Origin of the sequence: Acidovorax sp. HMWF018 (genome assembly GCF_003061035.1) — a bacterium.
GTDB classification, from domain to species: Bacteria; Pseudomonadota; Gammaproteobacteria; order Burkholderiales; family Burkholderiaceae_C; genus Acidovorax; species Acidovorax delafieldii.
Genome location: NZ_QAIM01000366.1, coordinates 384 through 4,354 on the forward strand (window position 1 = coordinate 384; position 3,971 = coordinate 4,354).

Consider the following 3,971-nt stretch of genomic DNA (forward strand, 5'->3'; position numbering starts at 1 on the left):
AACGGCCAGCGCCCGCAACCCAGGCACCAGCCGCTCAAAAAGGAAGCCCGAGCTCAAGCCGCGAGGATCAGCTTCTCCAGCTTCACAGCGTCCACTGCAAACGCCCGAATCCCCTCAGCCAGCTTCTCGGTCGCCATCGCATCCTCATTCAGCGCAAACCGGAACCCCGCCTCGTCATAGTTCACCGCAGGCAAGTCCATCGCCTTGGCAGCCTCCGCATCCAACGCCCGCTGCAACGGCGCATCACTCGCAGCCAGCTGCGCCAACAGCTCGGGCGCAATGGTGAGCAGGTCGCACCCGGCCAACGCCGTGATCTGCCCCACATTGCGGAAGCTCGCGCCCATCACCTCGGTGGCAATGCCGAAGCGCTTGTAATGGTTGTAGATCTGGGTAACCGACTGCACGCCCGGGTCGTTGGCACCAGCGCGGGCGGCCTCGTCCCAGCTCGCACCCGCCTGCTTCTTGTACCAGTCGTAAATGCGGCCCACAAAGGGCGAGATCAGCTGCACCTTGGCCTGGCCGCAGGCCACGGCCTGGGCGAACGAAAACAGCAGCGTGAGGTTGGTGTGGATGCCCTTGCGCTCCAGCTTTTCGGCGGCCTGAATGCCTTCCCACGTGGCCGCGATCTTGATGAGCACGCGGTCGATGTGGATGCCTTCGGCCTGGTACAGCTCGATGATGCGCTCTGCGCGCGTGACGGTGGCACTGGTGTCAAAGCTCAGGCGGGCGTCCACTTCGGTGGAAACACGGCCGGGCACGTGGGTCAGGATTTCGCAGCCAAAACGCACCAGCAGGCGGTCGATCACCTCGTCCATCGCGCGCCCTTGCCACTTGGCGACGGTGTCCTTGAGCAAGGGTGCGTATTCGGGCTTCTGCACCGCCTTGAGGATCAGCGAAGGGTTGGTCGTCGCGTCCTGCGGACGGAACTGGGCCAGTTGCAGAAAGTCGCCGGTGTCGGCAACCACGGTGGTGAACTGTTTGAGGGCGTCGAGTTGGTTCGTCATGGCGCCATTATTCCGCATTGGTCCGGGCAGCTTCGGTACTACCAACCACCGATACGCCATGGGCACCCAGGCTCAGCCGCACCGCGTCGCCCACGGCCAGCACCTCGTCCAGATCGGAAGACACCACGAAGATGTGGCCCAGCGCAGTCTCGAAGGTGTATTCGTACACGGCACCCAGGTAGGCCCGCTTGTCCAGCCGGGCGGGCAGCAGGCCCTCGCCCTGGCGGTGAATACGCCAGGCCTCAGGCCGCACCGCCACCTTCACCGGGCCGCTTTGCACCGCCATGCGCGGGCGCAGCACCAGCGGGCCGAGCGCCACCGTGCCATCAGGGTCGGCCACGGCCGGGAACAGCATGGCCTCGCCCATGAAGCCGGCCACAAACTCACTATGCGGGGTTTCGTACAACGCACGGGGCGATCCCTTTTGCGCAATCAGGCCCTGGTTCATCACGATGATCTGGTCGCTCACCGCCATGGCTTCGGCTTGGTCGTGCGTGACATAGGCCACGGTGAGTGACAGGCGCTGCTGCAGCGCGCGGATTTCTTCGCGCATCTCGCGGCGCAGGCGGGCGTCGAGGTTGGACAAGGGCTCGTCAAACAGCAGCACCTCGGGCTCCAGCACCAGCGCGCGGGCCAGGGCCACCCGCTGCTGCTGGCCACCAGACAGCTCGCTGGGCAGGCGGTCGTCATAGCCCACCAGGCCCACGCCGCGCAGCGCCTCCACGGCCTTGGTGCGCGCCTGCTCCTTGGGCTGGCCCGACATGCGCAGGCCGTACATCACGTTCTCCACCACGTTCATGTGCGGGAACAACGCGTAGCTCTGGAACATCATGCTCACATTGCGTTGCGCGGGGCCCAGCGTGGTCACGTCCTGGCCTGCGATGAAGATCTCGCCGGAGGTGGGCGACTCCAGACCCGCGATCATGCGCAAGGTGGTCGTCTTGCCGCAGCCCGAGGGGCCGAGGATGGTGGTGAGCGTGCCGCGCGGCACCTCAAAGCTGATGCCCTTGACGGCCAGGGCCGCGCTGCTGTCGCTGCCGTAGCGCTTGGTGATGTTGCGGAACACGATGCCCGCGTCGTTATGGTTCATGGCGTTTCTTCTTTTTCTGCAAGGGTGTTCAGTGCGCGGCCGGGGCAGCCCCACGGCGGCCCAGCTTGCGGTCGCCGACAAGCAGCTGGATCAGGCCGATGGAGGCCGACATCAGGATGATGAGCACCGTGCAGTACGCCAGCGCCACGCCATAGTCGCCATTGCCCACGCGGCCGATGATGTAGGTGGTGGCCAGCTCGTTCTCGGCGGTGACCAGGAAGATCACCGCGCTCACGGTGGTGATGGCACGCACAAAGCTGTAGACCAGTGCAGCCACCAGGGCGGGCTTGAGCAGCGGCAGCACCACGTGGCGCAACGTCTGTACGCTGCCTGCGCGCAGCATGACGGACGCCTCATCCAGCGACCGGTCGAGTTGCTTGAACGCCGCCGTGCCCGCCCGCACGCCCACCGGCAGGTTACGGAACATGAAGCACAGCACGATGATGAGGGCGGTGCCCGTCAGCTCGAACGGCGGCACGTTGAACGCCAGGATGTAGCTCACGCCCAGCACCGTGCCGGGAATGGCAAAAGCCAGCAGCGCTGCAAACTCGAACGCGCCCTGCCCCCGGAACTCGGTGCGCGCCAGCAGCCACGCAATGCCGATGCCCAGCGTGGCCGTGAGCGGCGCCGAGATGGCGGCGAGCTTGAGCGTGGTGAAGAACGAGTTCCACGCCGTGCCCGCCCACACCACACCAAACTCGCCCCATTCCACGCTGAACGCAGTACGGAAATGCGCCAGCGTGATGGTGTAGTCGCGCCCCCAGGTCTGTACAAAGCCACCGGCCAGCGCAAACAGGTACACGATCAGGGTGAACGCCATCCAGGGCAGTGCAATGGAGTGCACCACGCGGCGCACGCCGGTGGGCAGCGGCATGGCGATGCCCGCATCGCCCTTGCCCGATACAGTGGTGAAGTTCTGTTTGCCCAGCAAGCCGCGCTGGATGGCAAACACGGTGAGCGCAAAGAACGTGAGGATCCAGGCCAGCGACGCGGCACGGCCCTGGTCGTACTGCGCACCCACGATGGCAAAGAAGATTTCGGTGGACAGCACCGAGAACTGCCCGCCCACCACGATGGGGTTGCCGAAGTCGGCCATGCTTTCGATGAAGCCCACCAGGAACGCATTGGCCAGGCCCGGCTTGAGCAGCGGCAGGGTCACGGTCATGAAGGTGCGGTGCGGGCTGGCACGCAGCGTTTGCGCGGCCTCTTCCAGGCTGGGCGCCACGCCCTGCACCACGCCGCGCATGATCATGAAAGCAATGGGTGTGAAGGCAAAGGTCTGCGCCACCCACACGCCCAGCCAGCCGTAGAACCAGCGCGACGGCGTGATGCCAAACGCGTATTCCAGAAACTGGTTGAACACCCCTGCACGGCCGAACAGCAGGATGAGCCCCAGGCCCACCACAAACGGCGGCGTGATGATGGGCAGCAGCGCCACGATGTTCAGCGGCCGCGCATAGCGGCGCGAGGCGCGCTCGGCCATCAGCGCCATGAAGGTGCCCAGCAGCGTGGTGCTGGTGGCCGTCATCAAGCCCAGGAACAGCGTGTTCCAGGCCACACCGCAGCGCTGGCCGCCCGCCAGGCACGACAGGCTGAAGTTGCGCTCGTGCGCAATGCGCTCCCACACCACGGCCAGCGAGAACGGGCCGTCCTCCAGAAAAAACGCAGCCGACAGCGCCTTGAGCACCGGGAACACGATGAACAGCGCGAGCAGGCTGCCACAGCCCACCACCGCAGCCGCCACGAACAGATCGCCCTTGAAGAAGCCCCGCCGTGCCACCCCAAAAGACAGCAGCACCAGCAGCGCCGACAGCACCACAAACCCGCCCCAGCCCATGCCGGGCTGGCGCGCACCCAGTTCGCCCAGGCTGTTGTTC

The 3,971-nt window shown here is 65.8% G+C and carries 3 protein-coding genes; all 3 read right to left on the bottom strand.

The features are described from left to right. Positions 1 to 53 precede the first annotated feature (53 nt). Positions 54 to 1,004, bottom strand: coding sequence for a transaldolase (gene tal, locus DBR23_RS14020; protein ID WP_108498661.1), 951 nt, complete (start codon positions 1,002 to 1,004; stop codon positions 54 to 56). A gap of 7 nt (positions 1,005 to 1,011) precedes the next feature. After that, positions 1,012 to 2,094, bottom strand: a complete 1,083-nt coding sequence (locus DBR23_RS14025; protein WP_108498662.1) for an ABC transporter ATP-binding protein — start codon at positions 2,092 to 2,094, stop codon at positions 1,012 to 1,014. Between the two features lie 28 nt (positions 2,095 to 2,122). Continuing rightward, the coding region (locus tag DBR23_RS14030; protein ID WP_108498663.1) for an iron ABC transporter permease at positions 2,123 to 3,971 on the bottom strand (1,849 nt) is incomplete at its 5' end.